14 protein-coding genes are annotated in these 14206 nt (G+C 59.7%); 7 read left to right on the forward strand and 7 right to left on the reverse strand.

Features of this window, described 5'->3' with window-relative positions; all coding sequences use genetic code 11:
* Positions 1-32: 32 nt before the first annotated feature.
* The 7 genes from BC1002_RS26705 to BC1002_RS26735 all read right to left on the reverse strand — a co-directional run bounded on the left by BC1002_RS26705 (position 33) and on the right by BC1002_RS26735 (position 8263).
* Complete coding sequence (locus tag BC1002_RS26705) at positions 33-689, reverse strand: response regulator transcription factor (protein WP_013093109.1); 657 nt, start codon at positions 687-689, stop codon at positions 33-35.
* A gap of 213 nt (positions 690-902) precedes the next feature.
* Positions 903-1802 (reverse strand): SDR family oxidoreductase, encoded by a 900-nt coding sequence (locus tag BC1002_RS26710; protein WP_013093110.1) that lies wholly within the window; start codon positions 1800-1802, stop codon positions 903-905.
* A gap of 142 nt (positions 1803-1944) precedes the next feature.
* The gene (locus BC1002_RS26715) at positions 1945-3243 is read right to left on the reverse strand and encodes an MFS transporter (protein ID WP_013093111.1); all 1299 of its coding nucleotides are present in this window, start codon (positions 3241-3243) and stop codon (positions 1945-1947) included.
* Between the two features lie 50 nt (positions 3244-3293).
* Positions 3294-4571 carry a sensor histidine kinase gene (locus tag BC1002_RS26720; protein WP_157874760.1) on the reverse strand — a complete coding sequence of 426 codons (1278 nt, stop codon included), beginning with the start codon at positions 4569-4571 and terminating at the stop codon, positions 3294-3296.
* Between the two features lie 421 nt (positions 4572-4992).
* Complete coding sequence (locus BC1002_RS26725; RefSeq protein ID WP_013093113.1) at positions 4993-6000, reverse strand: aldo/keto reductase; 1008 nt, start codon at positions 5998-6000, stop codon at positions 4993-4995.
* A gap of 35 nt (positions 6001-6035) precedes the next feature.
* Positions 6036-7169: a Nickel transporter NicT gene (nicT, locus tag BC1002_RS26730; protein WP_013093114.1), complete on the reverse strand. Its 1134-nt coding sequence runs from the start codon at positions 7167-7169 to the stop codon at positions 6036-6038.
* Positions 7170-7231: 62 nt separating this feature from the next.
* Positions 7232-8263, reverse strand: coding sequence for a DUF4331 family protein (locus BC1002_RS26735; RefSeq protein WP_013093115.1), 1032 nt, complete (start codon positions 8261-8263; stop codon positions 7232-7234).
* A gap of 434 nt (positions 8264-8697) precedes the next feature.
* On the opposite strand from BC1002_RS26735, the gene BC1002_RS26740 reads away from it, so the two are divergent.
* The 7 genes from BC1002_RS26740 (at position 8698) to BC1002_RS35705 (ending at position 14196) form a co-directional block, all read left to right on the forward strand.
* The gene (locus tag BC1002_RS26740) at positions 8698-9057 is read left to right on the forward strand and encodes a response regulator transcription factor (protein ID WP_013093116.1); all 360 of its coding nucleotides are present in this window, start codon (positions 8698-8700) and stop codon (positions 9055-9057) included.
* Between the two features lie 27 nt (positions 9058-9084).
* Positions 9085-9741 carry a response regulator transcription factor gene (locus BC1002_RS26745; RefSeq protein WP_013093117.1) on the forward strand — a complete coding sequence of 219 codons (657 nt, stop codon included), beginning with the start codon at positions 9085-9087 and terminating at the stop codon, positions 9739-9741.
* Between the two features lie 321 nt (positions 9742-10062).
* Entirely contained in the window at positions 10063-10800 is a 738-nt protein-coding gene (locus BC1002_RS26750; RefSeq protein ID WP_013093118.1) for an SDR family oxidoreductase, read from the forward strand.
* 417 nt (positions 10801-11217) lie between these two features.
* On the forward strand, positions 11218-12159 hold the full coding sequence (locus BC1002_RS26755) for a helix-turn-helix domain-containing protein (protein WP_013093119.1): 942 nt from the start codon (positions 11218-11220) through the stop codon (positions 12157-12159).
* A complete protein-coding gene (locus BC1002_RS26760) occupies positions 12149-12700 on the forward strand; it encodes a DUF3331 domain-containing protein (RefSeq protein ID WP_013093120.1) in 552 nt (183 codons plus the stop codon). Before BC1002_RS26755 ends, BC1002_RS26760 begins: the two co-directional genes overlap by 11 nt.
* Before the next feature lie 188 nt (positions 12701-12888).
* Positions 12889-13707: an alpha/beta fold hydrolase gene (locus tag BC1002_RS26765; RefSeq protein ID WP_013093121.1), complete on the forward strand. Its 819-nt coding sequence runs from the start codon at positions 12889-12891 to the stop codon at positions 13705-13707.
* A gap of 57 nt (positions 13708-13764) precedes the next feature.
* Positions 13765-14196 (forward strand): hypothetical protein, encoded by a 432-nt coding sequence (locus tag BC1002_RS35705; protein WP_013093122.1) that lies wholly within the window; start codon positions 13765-13767, stop codon positions 14194-14196.
* The last annotated feature ends 10 nt before the right edge of the window (positions 14197-14206 follow it).

Genomic DNA, 14206 nt, shown 5'->3' on the forward strand with positions numbered 1-14206 from the left:
GGCTGGGCGGATTTGGCTCGCGGTTGACCGTTTCAATCGCGCACGGTAGGTCCGGCAGGGCCTTTGACGAGACCCAATGCCTCGGCCTTCAGTACGAAATCGGCGAAGGATGGCGATTTCATTTTCTTCATCGCCTGGCCGCGATGGAGCTTGACCGTGATTTCGCTGAGATTCAGTTCGGTGGCAATCTGCTTGTTGAGCAGTCCACTGGCAACCAATTCCATGATTTTGCGTTCACGCGGGGTCAACGATTCATACTGCTTGCGCAGTGCCACCGCGGATTGCTCTTTCGCGCGCCTTTCCCGGTCCACCTCCAAAGCGGCAGTGACCGCTTCGACCATATCCTGACCGCGAAAAGGTTTCGGCAGGAAGTCGACTGCGCCAGTCTTCATTGCGCGAACCGACATCGGAATGTCGCCGTGCGCGGTCATCAAAATCACGGGCAGCCCAAGCTGGCGGGCAATCTGCTCTTGCACCTGGAGCCCGTTTTGTCCTTTGAGCCGAACGTCCAGAACAACGCAGCTGGGCACATCAGGAAGATCCATCGCCAGAAATTCTGTTGGGCTGGCAAATAGTTTGACGGTCAGGTCGACGGAGTCCAACAATGTCTCGACCGCTTGGCGCATCGCGCTGTCGTCATCGATCACATAGACGATAGAGTCGATGGCATCGTCCGGCATGTTCGTCATTGCATTCCCCGTCATTAGGCTCAAAGGCGAGACCGGTGCCCCAATATTCCCGCGTGGGTCGTTCCGATCGACATTCGACATTCTAGCCAAAACGTATGGCAAGAAATCGCCTTATATAAGCCTAAAAGAGGAGCTAACGCTAGCTGCGCAGTGATGTGTTGCCACCGACGGCGTTCGGGACGGAGTCTGCGCTCCGTCCCACGCGCGGATGCTTTACTTGAACGACCGCGGCTTGAGCAGGTCGGCGAGGCCGACTCGGTGCAGCATTTCCGAACGAAGACGGTCGAGTACAGTGAAACCGACGTTCGCGCCGTCTTCGGTGGGATCGATGTGGACTCGGAAGGGGCGCTTGCCGAACGGCGCATTCACGACATCGACGACCGCGCTTGCCACGAGTCCCGCATCTGCATCGGGCGGCACGATCGCCGAGAACGCCGTCTGCACCTGTTCGCCAAAGCCGGCATATGGACCGTTGTCGTATTCGCCGGCACGGTCCTTGTCGTCAGGTAGCCCCGCGTGGGCGAAGTGGTTCGTGCCTTTCGTGAACGCGCCGGGCACGATGAGGGATGTCTCGATCCCCCAACGCGAGAGTTCGCGAGCGTACTGGACCGCGATCGCATCCATGGCGGCCTTTGCGCCGAAGTACGGTGCAAGCCACGGCGGCGTGCCACCGGCAGAGCTGCTGCTCGAAATCCAGACCAGCAGGCCTTGCTGTTGATTACGCATATGTGGCAGAACCGCACGGTTGACGCGCTGCGTGCTGACGACGTTCACGTCGTACAGCGCCGCGTACTGTTCTGGCGTGAAGGCTTCCGCGGGACCAAACACCATGTGACCGGCGTTGTGAATCAGCACGTCGATCTTGCCCTCGTCGCCGATGACCTTCGCGACGGCCGCTGCTACCGAACGCTCGGATTGCACGTTCATCTCGACTGGACGCAGAGCGATTTGTTCCCTTTGCGCGAGGTTGATCAGTTGCGCGGCCACCTCGGCATTGCGTTCGGCGATGTCGCGCATCGACGCATAGACCGTGTATCCAGCTCGCGCGAGTGCGACGGAGATCAGACGCCCGAATCCGCTGGACGCCCCGGTGACGAGTACTGTCTTGCTCATGATTTCTCCAGAGTGGTAGATCGATTACCGTGTTGTGGTCAGCCAGGGTGATTTTCTTGCCGGCGGTACGACGTCGATTGCGAGATCGAGTGAATTCTTTCAAATTCGAACGTGATGCCTCAAGTGCACGACAGAGGCTCGTTCAATTCGTTTGCGCCGGATGAATAGCGGATTCCGATCTTGACCCAGCAAGGAGAAGCAGAGCGAACAGACTCGCCACGCAGGCGAGCAGAATGTACCAGGTCGGTGCGTAGTGGCTGCCGGCCCAGAGGTTGAGCGACGCGACGATTAACGGTGCTGTCCCACCGAATAGCGCGACGCCGACGGAATACACCAGCGACAGCGACAGCGCGCGTTGACGCTCCGGAAACATGCGCAGAATTTCGACGATGGCAGGGCCGCCGCCTGCCATTGACAGCCCGGCGAACAACATGATCGCGGCGAGCAGGGACGAGTCACTGCCCGCAGACGCTGCGAACCGAAAAGCGGGAAATACGACGATCATGGTCATGACCCGCGACAGTGCAATGATGCGGCTGTTGCCGAAGTGATCCGCCAGCCAGCCGCCGGCCACCGACGCCACGACGCTGATCAGGCCGACCAGCATCGTCGCAGTGGCGGTGAGTTTCGCGGTCGGTACTGCTCCGCCGACGCCGAAAGCAGCGGTGTACGCTGCCATGTACGTCGGCACTGTGCCGCCAAAGATGAGCAGGAGCGCAATCAACCACTGTCTGCCGTGGCCGGACGTGTAGGTCCGCACCGGAAGAACCGTCGTTGGTTTGCGCCAATCCTCCTTGATGTGGCGACGCAAAAGATACTGCAGCGGAACGATCGCGGTGGCGAGCGCAAACGGCAGTCGCCATCCCCACCGCTCGACTTCGGCTGGCGGCAGCACCTGGACAATCGCCATCCCGCATAAGCCGGACGCGATCAGTGCCAACCCCTGACCGGCCATGAGCCACCCGGCGTACCAGGATTGCCGTTGCGGAGGGCAGGACTCCATCATCAGCGACGCGGACACGCCCATCTCCCCGCCGATTGCGACACCCTGAACGAGCCTGCAAAGCAGCACCAGCGTCGGAGCGGCCAATCCGATCGTCGAATAACCCGGAACCGCTGCGACGCCGAGCGTGCCTATGGTGATCAGTAGCGAAGTCAGTAGCAAAGCCGGCTTGCGGCCCGCGGAATCCGCATGCAGGCCGATCAAGATCGCGCCGAGCGGACGGGCCAGGAATCCCGCGGCGAAAATTCCGAAGGAATAGACCATGCCGGCAGCGCTACTGGAGTGCGGGAAAAACGCCTTGTTTATAAACGCGATAAACGTTGCGTACGAGAAGTAATCGAAGAATTCCAGTGCGTTTGCAATTACCACGGTCGCCGCAGTCCGTTTGGTCATCATGTGTGCGGCCTCAACTGGGTAATTCGCGCGGAAGGTGGGCATGTCGATTTCTATGGCGTTGCCTGACCCGTGCAATGCCGGGCAGTCTGTCATCAGGAATCGCGGCTAAGCGTTGCCGCATTGTCAGCATGGACGTCCACGGTATCGTTGACGCCTGTTTCTGGACGCGGCAGCGTAAAGCAGAAGCGAGTTCCGGTTTTCCCGGTGGACCCCACCCAGATCTTGCCCCCGTGCGATTCAACGATCGATTTCGAAATCGGCAGGCCCATCCCCATGCCATCGCGCTTCGTGCTGAGGAAAGGCTGAAAAACGGCCTGTGGATCGGCACTGTCGATGCCGCAACCGGAGTCGACGACTTCGAACAGCACCTGCGTCTCGCTGTAACTTACGGCCCTGACTCGCACGAAGGCCTCGCCATCCCGGCCGCGTGCTTCGATCGCGTGGACGCTGTTGATCAGCAGGTTGGTCAGAACCTGCTGGACATGGATGTGATCAGCGAATGCCGTTAGCCCGGGCTCGACCTCTTTGCGCAGCGAAATCGACTTCGCATTTGCTTCCGGCGCAACGAGGAGCATCGCTGATTCGATGATCTCCGCACAGTCGAGACGCCGCGCTTGTATCGGTGCGTTGCCGAGAAAACCGCGCAGCCGGCGGCAAATCTCGGTCGTGTCGTCGGTCCAGCGAGCTGCATTGCGCAGCGCGGCTACCGCCTCCGTCACGTGGGGTTCCTCGCGGCCGAGCCAGCGAATCGCGGCCTCGATCGCCGTGCGGATCGCAGCGAGCGGTTGACCGATTTCGTGGGTAATCGATGCGACCAACTGGTCGACCGTCGATACCCGCTGCGAGTGCGCCATCTCGGCGCGCAGCGCATCGAGCCGAGCGCTGTTTTCCTTGTACTCGGTGACGTCGAACGCGTAGAAGTGAAGCCGTCGGTATTGCTCGATCTTGTCGGGCAATGCGCAGCGCCAGACGATCGGTACCTTCCGTCCTTTCAGCGACGTGAGTGTGCGCTCGCCCTGGCACGACGCGTGGCCAAGCAGCATCCCGCGCAAGACCTGTGAGTTACTGAATCGATCGGCCGGCAACAACTGACGCGACCACGCGTGAAATATCTCCTTTGATTCAGCCTCGAAAAGAGAAAGGGTGGCTTCGTTAGCGTCTACGATCGAATGCAGGCGGCGCAGTTCGTCGATTAACCCCGGATTCGCTTCTATGTACGCATCGAGGTCCGTAACGCCGCTTTCCCTCAGAGCGTCGATTCGCCGTTTGACCTCCGACCAGTCTTCCACAAGAATCGGAATTGGGGCGAGACGGAACAGCTCCTGAGGCACGGCTCCCGCAATGCCGGCAGCGTTGACGGCGTTCGGCATTGCTTGAGAGGAGGTCGTCGCAGCGGTCGGATCGATCGTGCTGGAGGGGCCATCGAGCGAAGCGGTCGGTCCAGGTTTGATCATCGCTGTATCTGGAAATACGACTGAACGGATTTCGAACCGATTCGAAGGTCTGCGGAGCCAGCAGATAAGGTTGTGGCTGGTTCCTGTGCTGTCTTCGACAATAACAGCACGAGCGGGTGATGGCCACTACACCATGGTATAAGCCGCTTTCGCTATTGCTTAGGGCGTTAAACGCTGGTTTAGCCGACTCGAATGCGCCGTTGATCTTCCGAAGGGTGGCCGACTGCTTGTAACGGCCGCTATGCAGCCTTTAGCGACTGCGCCGGGAGACCGAAGTCGACGTGGCGGGCGGTGATCGGCTGCCCCGCGCGCCGGCCACCGCGAGGAATGCATTGCGTCAGCGGTTACGCTTTTCGCTATCCAGCTCCGTGAGCAACGCGGGTGCGTAACGTTCGCCAGCCGCTGCGCCTTTCGGCACCGCATGCTCTATGTCGGCAATGTCGTTCGCGTCGAGTTCGACGTCGAGCGCGCCGAGTGCCTCGTTCAGCCGCTCGCGCTTGCGGGCGCCGACGAGCGGCACGATATCGTTGCCTCGTGACGCGACCCAGGCAATCGCGAGCTGAGCGACAGTCACGCCCTTACGATCGGCGACGGCCCGCAATGCCTCGACGAGTGCAAGGTTATGTGCCGCATTTTCTCCCTGAAAGCGAGGGCTGATCGCGCGAAAATCGTTCGTGCGCGTTCCCGGCTGCCAGTGCCCGCTGATGAGTCCGCGCGAAAGCACGCCATACGCGGTAACGCCGATACCCAAGGCGCGACAGGTCGGCAGGATCTCGTCCTCGATGCCCCTCGAAATCAGGGAGTATTCGATCTGCAGGTCGCTGATGGGATGAACGGCCGCCGCGCGACGGATCGATTCGGAACCGAGTTCGGACAGACCGATATGGCGCACATATCCCGCCTTTACCAGATCCGCGATTGCTCCGACCGTGTCCTCGATCGGGACGCTGGGATCGAGTCGCGCGGGCCGATAGATATCCACATGGTCGACACCGAGGCGCTGCAGTGAATAGGCCAGAAAGTTGCGTACTGCCGCCGGACGGCCATCGTAGCCGTGCCAGCCTCGCGCGGGATCGCGCAGTGCACCGAATTTCACGCTGATGATGGCCGAGTCCCGACGCGACGGCGGGATGCCCGACAGTGCGTCGCGAATGAGCAACTCATTGTGACCCATGCCATAGAAGTCGCCGGTATCGAGCAGCGTGACGCCGGCTTCGAGCGCGGCGTGCAACGTGGCGATGCTTTCCGTGTGGTCGGCCGGTCCGTAAAAATCGGACATGCCCATGCAGCCGAGGCCGAGCGCCGACACCGTCGGGCCATGTTGCCCCAGGGTACGCGTTTTCATGTTGCTTTCTCCAGAGTGAATGAGAAGTGTCCGCTTCAATCGCGCGACGCTGCCGCGCTCTGGGCTCGCGGTGCCCATTTTTCCTCGACGCGGCCTAGCTTCCAGATGGCAATCGACACGAGCCACGTCGCGACGAACAAGCCGGCGATTGCAAAGCCAATCTCGTCGAGGTCCAGCTCGGCGAGCCACGCGAATGCGCCGTGATGCAGATCGAGCCGCTCCCGAAACAGGCCGAGTATTTCGAGCGTGCCAATCAGCAATGCCACGCCGATCGAGAGCGAGGTTACGACGATGTTGTAGTAGATCTTGCGCACGGGGCGTGAGAGCGCCCACCCGTACGCGACGTTCATGAACGAGCCGTCGAGCGTGTCGAACAGCAGCATTCCGGCAGCGAAGAGCACGGGCAGACACAGCGTGGCGTACCACGGCAGGCCGGACGCCGCACCGGAACCGGTGATCACGAGAAGCGCGATTTCAGTCGCGGTATCGAAGCCAAGGCCGAACAACAAGCCGACGATATACATATGTGCGGACTTGCTGACGATTCGCATGAACGGTGCAAGCAGCCGGTTCAGGAAACCGCGCCGGTCGCTTAGCGCATCGAGGGATGCTTCGTCGAAGTGTCCATGTCGAAGTTGCCTGAACAGTTTCACGATGTCGATCAGCGTAACCAGATTGAACGCAGCGATCAAATAGAGAAACGCGCCCGAAACACTAGTACCGACGATGCTGGTGAGCGCATGAAAGGCCGAATTCTCGCGATTGATGTATCCGGCAACCGAATGCACACCGAGCGCCAGTAGAAGGGTCAGCGCGAACACTATGGTCGAATGACCGAGCGAAAACCAGAAGCCGACCGATACTGCCGGCTTGCCCTCGCCGGCCAGCTTGCGCGTCGTGTTGTCGATCGCGGCGATGTGGTCCGCGTCGAACGCATGACGCATGCCGAGCGTGTAGGCGGTTAGGCCAACGCCGATGCCGAACGCCTTCGAACCCACGCTGAGATGCAATGGATCGACGAGCATGATCAGCGTGCCCCACCCGACAATGTGAAGTAGCGCGATAAAGACGAGCAGCGCAAACAGGTTTGCGCCTTGGGCCGGCGTGGAGGGTAGTAATGCTATCGAGGGGCGAGCCTCGGAATGCTTCAGTCGGAAATCGGAGGGCATGGACGTCTCTCGCAAAGCGGCCGGAAAGTGCGAACCCGCGCGGCGCGGGTTCACACCGCGCGTCAGATCCTGGGCACATACGGGAAGCTGGTGCTCGGCTTCCGGGATACGGATTCCTTGCCGATATGTTGGCTGACAGGCGTATTCGCCGCGATAGTGAACATGACGTCCGGCGCGTTGTCAGTCAATGAGCGGCCGTTCCAACTGGCCATGCCAAAGACTGCCCGGGTGCCGACGGCGTAGGGCAGGATGTTCGGGAGGAAGCGATGTGCGACGGAGGTAGCGTATCCGATCGGATCTTCAGCCGTCCCATTGGCCCTAACCGCGCCTGCGACGGCCTTGATGATCGTTTCGCCGAACGTGGCGAAGTCGTCCGCTGGGTTGCCCGCATTCAGCCGGTTACCGAGATCCTCGTTGAACTGCGTGAAGAGCGGATGAATCATTGGGAGGCCAACGCGGTTGATCGAGCGCCAGCCGCCCGCGTCAGTTGCCAGCGAGGCGACCGCCCACACGCCGATGCGACGGTCCGGCCCAGCCAGCGCGAGGAGTTCGGCATCGGGAATCTCGATGACGATCGAATAGACAGTATGACCGGCGAACAGGTTGCGAGCATCTTTCGGCGTCCATGCGCCCAGCTCGAGCGGTGTGCCATCCTGGAAGGCGTGGCCTACCGCGTGCAGTACGTCGGCCTCGATCCAGAACGGATCGCCTGCCTTGCCAGCCCACGCCCGCAGCCCCGACGCAGCGGTAACCACGGCTTCGGTGGCGCCTTCAACGACAACTTCTCCCGGTGCGTGCGGGTCCACCGCTCTGTCACCGGCAATGCGGCGCAATATAAAGCGTTGCTTGCCCTGCGCTTCGCGGTCGCCAAACGTCAGGCGATATGTAATGTCCTCAACGGCATCCGCGTTCGTGTCAATCTTGAATTCGTACATGCCTTCCGGATGGTAGCCGGGAACCATGACCTCGCCCAAAAACGAATGACAGACGTTGATGACGAGCACCGTGCCAGTCTGCCCTCTGAAGCAGTAAAGGTCGGTGATATCCAGGCGAATATCCTGGCGCGCAATAGGGGAGTCCAAATGGTGGGACATGGCTTTATCCTGTGGGTCGTGAGGTAATTTGGCGCGTTTGCGTTGTTCGTACTCACGGCACCCGGGCAGATCCCGGCGAATACCGAAAGCAGCCGTCCAATACGCGATGGCGACGGGGATAGCGTGCCACTACCAGACCATGATCGCTGTCGAAGTCAATGGTCCTTTTTTGAAATCCGCACGGCAGCGGAAATACATTTGCGCGCGCCGTTTCGGAGCAGAGCAGCCGGCCGCCCCAAATCCGTGCCTGCCAGACTGACGTGGAAACAGTGGCGTACCCGGTGCGCATATGCGGAGCAATCAAAACTAATACGTAGATATAGTTGCCACACCGGGAGATATAGTGTTGACTGCGACGTTAGCCGTCTAGAATAGCTGGCAAGCGCCCCGCTCAAAACGCTGCCCGCACGAGGACCATTCGCTTGCCTCCCGCCATGATTGTCTCGGTCGTTGACGATGACGAAAGCGTGCGTCTCGCGACTGGCATGCTCTTGATGTCACTGGACTGTGATGTCCTGCTATTCGCGTCGGCTGCCGCGTTTCTCGACTCAGGCCGACTCGGCGATATTGATTGCGTGATTTCGGACGTGCAGATGCCCGGAATGGATGGCCTCGAAATGCAACGCACGCTTATCGAAAAGAAGATTGCGCTTCCTATTATTTTTATCAGCGCTTTCGGTTCTGACGCGATGCGCAAGCAAGCTTTCGCCAACGGCGCGGTGTGCTTTCTCGACAAACCTGTAACTGGCGCCGACATACTCGCGTGCCTCGAAAAAATAGGCAAAAGAACATGAATTACGGCAGCATCAGGAGAGCGGGGCATGAGTTCAAAGTATGACGAAACGGGGGAAGCACTGAATCGGATCGTCTACGTTGTCGACGACGACGATTCAATGCGGGAGGCTCTGAGTACTCTGCTGCGATCGGTGGACCTGCCCGTCGCAGCGTTCTTGTCGGCGCGAGATTTCCTGGCGTTCGAGAAGCCAGACGTACCGAGCTGTCTGATTCTCGACGTGCGCCTCAAAGGGCAGAGCGGACTTGCGGTGCAGGAGCAGATCGCTACGAGCAACCTCCGTATTCCGATCATCTTTATGACCGCCCACGGCGACATTGCCATGACGGTCAAGGCGATGAAGGCAGGTGCGACGGACTTTCTTGCGAAGCCGTTTCGCGACCAGGACATGCTCGACGCCGTCGATCAGGCATTGGCAGCCGACGAAAAGCGTCGCAACACGGAGCGCGCCTCTTCGGCGCTCAGGAGATGCTACGAATCGCTTACTCCACGGGAGCGCGAAGTTATGGCGCTCGTTGCATCAGGGCTGCGTAACAAGCAGATCGCCGCGGAGATGGGACTCAGCGAAATCACCGTCAAAATCCATCGCGGGCAGGCGATGCGGAAAATGGAGGCGAGCACGCTCGCCGACTTCGTACTGAAGGCCAAGGCACTCGGAATCGGAATCAGCCCGGACGAGAGCTGAGAATTTGGGCCACGCCAGCGGCATACACCATCGGTCCATCCCCTAGCGCCATCGTATAGCCCGGTTATGCCACGGCCCGATGGCCCGCGTCGACCCTAGTCCCTATACTTCTTCAGGCACGAAAGAGCGGCGCCTACGCTCGAGATCGTTCCGGCTACTGGATGCTGGAGACCAAAGCGAAGCACGCGTTTTCTCGCGACCGACATTGGTCTCCCGGACTGCGAATCAGGCGAGTCCGACGCAATTCCATCAGCAGCGGTGCGAGGCGATAGCACGGGCCCGTTCGTCGTTAGCGTCTTTTCCACAGTCCAGGAGCATGTCATGACAGAATCGATCAAAGTGGCGTTGGTGACCGGCGCTTCCGGTGGCATCGGTAAGGAAGTCGCTCTGCGCCTTGCAGAAGACGGATTCGCCATCGTAGCCAACTACGCTGGTAACCCAGCCCATGCGGATGAATTGGTAACGGAAATCATTAGCCGCGGCGGTCGTGCGATCGCAGTGCCTGCCAACCTCGCCAATGCCGACGCAGTTGCAGACCTATTTAGCCGCACGCTTTCAGAGTTTGGGCGTCTGGACGCGGTCGTAAACTGCGCAGGCATCATGCCCCTCAAACCGATCGAGCCAGATGCGATCGAGATCTTCGATCGCGTAATCGACGTGAATCTGCGTGGCAGCTATCTTGTGATGGCTCACGCGGCGAAGCATTTGGGACCGGGCGGACGGATCGTAGCCTTCACGAGCAGCGTTATCGCAAAGTCGTTTCCAGGATATGGCGCGTATATCGCATCGAAGGCGGGTGTTGAGGGGCTCGTTCGGGTACTCGCTAATGAGATGCGCGGGAAGGGCATTACCGTGAACGCCGTGGCACCGGGCCCGGTTGCCACGGAGCTATTCCTCAAAGGAAAAACGGCGGAACAGATTCATCAGCTCGCGCAGCTTGCGCCGCTGCAGCGGCTCGGCGAGCCGGCGGATATCTCCGGCACCGTGTCGTTTCTGGTCGGCAAAGACGGCGAGTGGGTAAACGGACAGGTTCTGCGCGTGAATGGAGGCTTTGCCTAATCCGACGTGAATGCTTCCCTTCGTGACCGGTGCTCACCGGTCGCTAGTGTGTTCTTGATGGCGGTCTCTGGACCGCCTTTTTTTTTGCGCGATGAACGCGAACCCGGCTCGAGAAAGCGCGCGAAAACATCTATATCTCGCGACTAATACCGAAGTATGGGGCCGAGATACAAATAGCCAGAAACTTCCCGAAAAATGCACCTAAAAATCAACCAATCGGTAATTGCATAGTACGTCAAGCCAACAAAGCGGTCTCTCTGCTGTCGGCGGTATTAGCCATACCAAACCGGATGGCCAATCGGCGAATCGATTGTAGGGCTAGTGGCGATTGGGCTTGTGGGCTACCTTTGAACTTGAATAATTGCTCATCATCGCGCCGCTGTGAAAGACCGAGGCGGCCGGGAACGGAGATAAACCATGAGTAGCGTGCTCGAATGTCCTCAACCTGCAACCGGCGAGTTGCCCCTCGTAGCTCGCGGGCGAATCGATCAAGAAGATCGCTGGCGGAATCCCGAGGCAAGGCTTCAGTCCTCCCCGGATGTACTCGTCCAGCGATGGACCCATACGGGGAGCACGCCGCTTGATGTCTCGAGCGACGGGCATCCGGCGTTGCACTGCATCGCGCTGAACCTGAAGTGCACGTCCCTGACGTTTGAATACGCAGGGCGCCCGCTGATTCGCGGGCGCGTGCCTGCGGGCGTTGCCCACGTGGCTGCCCCTGGGGCGAGCGCAAGGGCTAGTTACTCGATGCAGGGCGACGTCCTGCACCTGTATGCATCCCAGAAGGCACTGGGCGAATGCTACGAAGACCTGTTCAATCGCTCACCAAACGGCGACCTCACGCTTGCCGGCGAGTGCCTGCTGCGGGATCCGGCGATCGAACGCCTGGGCCAAGCGCTCGCAGTCTCGCAGAGTAGCGACGCAGCCCTGGGCAAGATCTATATGGAAAGTGTGAGTCTCGCGATCGTTTCACGGCTTGTGAGCCGTCAATACGCGAAGCAGCCGCGCAATCAGCGTAGCAGCTCCGAATTGCCAAAATGGCGCATGACGCGCGTGATGGAATTTATCGATGCCAACCTTGCGGAGCCCATCGGTCTCGAGGAAATGGCGCAAAGTACGGGACTGACGCGCATGCACTTCGCGGCGCAATTTCGCGCGGCCTGCGGGCTGCGTCCACACGAATATCTGTTGCGTCGTCGGATCGAACACGCCCAGTCTCTATTGCTCGAGACTCGACAGAACATGCTAGACATTGCGCTGAGTTGCGGCTTTCGCTCACAGGCGCATTTTACCACGGTCTTCAAGCGCTTCGTCGGGGCGGCACCGCTTGCATGGAGAAAGAGAATTGATGAGCATTGATAGCAACGTGCGGCAGTTCCTCTTGCACAGCGCGGAATATCTGTTCGACTTATCGTGGGCGGAAGGTGCGCCCGCAAAACAGATGCGTGAGTCGGAGTGGTCGCTTTTCAGCAGTCCAACAGACATAAAAGGAATCAATATCATGGAATTGCACTCCAATGTTGTCGACCCGTGGCTGATGACTATCGGCCTGCTCGGATCAATGTCAGGTGAAACAGACGCGGACTACCTGGCCGCATCGGCCGTCGTCCCCAGGCTGAGCCGCGCGCCTGAAAATGCAGTGCGTTGCGTCACCATACGCGTCGTGGAGCGGTCAACCGCAACGCGGATAACGCTCGCGTGGCGAGATCCATTGCGGTGCGCGTATGGAGATCAGGAGTGGTATCTGGCACGTGCCCCCCGTTCAGGCGTATGTGCAGTGAGCGGCCGCGAGATCCGGCGCGGCGAGAATGTCTATCGGCCACGGCCTCGGAGGCCGCAGCCACTCAATGCGGACGAGATGATCCGCATGGACGCATTGGACCACAGCGCGGACTGCTGATCGCTGGCATGCCACATCCTCGCCTGCGGTGCGCGGACGTGCAATTCCGACACAGGCTTTCTGATCGTCGAACAGTACGCCCGATCGAACTCCAATAATGCGCATGCGCAGCATTTTGGCGGTACATCGCCCGCCGAGCGCTGTGCCATTCACTAATCATGGTTTCAACTGAGTAAGGAAATTTCAACATGAAGCTGACGCTGAAGGACAATACCGAACTCTTCTATAAGGATTGGGGCGCGGGCCGAGCGGTCTTGTTTTCGCACGGTTGGCCGCTGAATTCGGACGCGTGGGACCTGCAGATGATCCATCTTGCGGAGCGGGGCTATCGTGTGGTCGCGCACGACCGCCGCGGTCACGGCCGATCAAGCCAACCGTGGGACGGCAATGACATGGACCGCTATGCGGATGATCTCGCTGAATTGATCGAATACCTTGATCTGCGGGATGCGGTACTCGTCGGACACTCGACCGGCGGAGGGGAAGTGGCGCGCTATATCGGTCGTCATGGCACGCATCGAGTAAGGAAAGCCGTGCTGGTTGCCGCCGTGCCCCCGTTGATGCTCAAGACCGCAGCGAATCCGCTCGGCCTGCCCCTCGCCGTGTTTGACGATATTCGCCATGCTGTGCTCGCCAACCGCTCTCAATACTTCAAGGATCTGGCGATGCCATTCTATGGATTCAATCGCGACGGCGCGTCGGTATCGCAAGGGACGATAGACGCATTCTGGTACGCAGGCATGCAGTGCTCGATCAAGAGCGCCTACGATTGCATTAAAGCGTTCTCGGAAACCGATTTCACCGACGACCTCGAAAAGATGACCATCCCCACGCTTGTTCTCCAGGGCGATGCGGACCAGATCGTGCCGCTTGAAGACTCCGGTAGCCTGTCCGTAAAGCGGTTGCCGAATGGCGTGCTGAAGGTGTACCCAGGCGCACCGCACGGGATGTGCACGACGCACGCGGAGATGGTCAACGCGGATCTGCTCGCATTCCTCAAAGACTGACGAACCTAGGGATCGCCTGCACTCGGATCGCGTGGAGGCCCACGAGAGGATACGGCCATGGAATATGGAGATCCCGGGTACCCGGTAATCGAAAAAGCGGAAACCATGATGAATGCGCCGGTTCCGGGCCGCATTGCCGTTTCGTTGCGCACTCGCTGGAGGGGACGCCTCATCAAACTGACCGCACTTTGGGCGTTGATCGAACTGCCCGTAGAATACTGGGGCGCACAAGATATCGCAGAACGGTTTGCGCTGGGAATTTCCGCAGCGCTTTGGCTTGTTCTGTCCTTATTTGCGCTCAGAGGGAGCGGGATCGCACGCAGCGCATTTGCCTTTCTCTGTGCGCTGAGCGTCGTCGCGATCGTACCGGCACTGCCCGCCGAGTACGCAACTTACAGACTCGCATTCTGGTTTTCTCTCATCGAGAGCGCGTTGAAAGGTGTGCTTTTCATCGGTCTTCTGACACGTAACATCGCGCAATCGGCATGATGTAACTTCA

It is taken from the genome of Paraburkholderia atlantica (assembly GCF_000092885.1).
GTDB classification, from domain to species: domain Bacteria; phylum Pseudomonadota; class Gammaproteobacteria; order Burkholderiales; family Burkholderiaceae; genus Paraburkholderia; species Paraburkholderia atlantica.

Coding starts and splice junctions, on each gene's coding strand:
- BC1002_RS26705 (WP_013093109.1), bottom strand. CDS start 689: ATGACGAACATGCCGGACGATGCCATCGACTCTATCGTCTATGTGATC.
- BC1002_RS26710 (WP_013093110.1), bottom strand. CDS start 1,802: ATGAGCAAGACAGTACTCGTCACCGGGGCGTCCAGCGGATTCGGGCGT.
- BC1002_RS26715 (WP_013093111.1), bottom strand. CDS start 3,243: ATGCCCACCTTCCGCGCGAATTACCCAGTTGAGGCCGCACACATGATG.
- BC1002_RS26720 (WP_157874760.1), bottom strand. CDS start 4,571: ATGCCGAACGCCGTCAACGCTGCCGGCATTGCGGGAGCCGTGCCTCAG.
- BC1002_RS26725 (WP_013093113.1), bottom strand. CDS start 6,000: ATGAAAACGCGTACCCTGGGGCAACATGGCCCGACGGTGTCGGCGCTC.
- nicT (WP_013093114.1), bottom strand. CDS start 7,169: ATGCCCTCCGATTTCCGACTGAAGCATTCCGAGGCTCGCCCCTCGATA.
- BC1002_RS26735 (WP_013093115.1), bottom strand. CDS start 8,263: ATGTCCCACCATTTGGACTCCCCTATTGCGCGCCAGGATATTCGCCTG.
- BC1002_RS26740 (WP_013093116.1), top strand. CDS start 8,698: ATGATTGTCTCGGTCGTTGACGATGACGAAAGCGTGCGTCTCGCGACT.
- BC1002_RS26745 (WP_013093117.1), top strand. CDS start 9,085: ATGAGTTCAAAGTATGACGAAACGGGGGAAGCACTGAATCGGATCGTC.
- BC1002_RS26750 (WP_013093118.1), top strand. CDS start 10,063: ATGACAGAATCGATCAAAGTGGCGTTGGTGACCGGCGCTTCCGGTGGC.
- BC1002_RS26755 (WP_013093119.1), top strand. CDS start 11,218: ATGAGTAGCGTGCTCGAATGTCCTCAACCTGCAACCGGCGAGTTGCCC.
- BC1002_RS26760 (WP_013093120.1), top strand. CDS start 12,149: ATGAGCATTGATAGCAACGTGCGGCAGTTCCTCTTGCACAGCGCGGAA.
- BC1002_RS26765 (WP_013093121.1), top strand. CDS start 12,889: ATGAAGCTGACGCTGAAGGACAATACCGAACTCTTCTATAAGGATTGG.
- BC1002_RS35705 (WP_013093122.1), top strand. CDS start 13,765: ATGGAATATGGAGATCCCGGGTACCCGGTAATCGAAAAAGCGGAAACC.